The 286-nt window shown below is 57.3% G+C and carries 1 pseudogene; it reads left to right on the forward strand.

The features are described 5' to 3' along the window. Positions 1-225, forward strand: a pseudogene (locus A3709_RS24210) (hypothetical protein); the annotation flags it as partial. Positions 226-286 lie beyond the last annotated feature (61 nt).

The following is a 286-nucleotide window of genomic DNA, read 5'->3' on the forward strand; positions in this document are numbered from 1 at the left end:
AGGTTGAATCCTGAGAGCGGCGACGCATTGGTTATCCTGGTGTCCGGGCAGTCCTCTCTGGCCACAACTCTGGGTTCGGACTGGGTGTTCTGGCAGTCCGGCTATCCTGCCCTTTTTGCGACAGACACTGTATTCGGGAGTATGATGGTGCCCGCGCTTTCAGGTGCTGCCGTGATTCTCGCAGTAGCAGTGGTGCTCGGTCTGCGGACCAGGCGCAAGGGGTGAACTGTATCCAAAGTGTCGCCGTGTGGTGCAGAAAAAGTTTTAGCAAACGCGCCGATGCTGA

It is taken from the genome of Halioglobus sp. HI00S01 (genome assembly GCF_001635445.1).
Classification (GTDB): domain Bacteria; phylum Pseudomonadota; class Gammaproteobacteria; order Pseudomonadales; family Halieaceae; genus Halioglobus; species Halioglobus japonicus.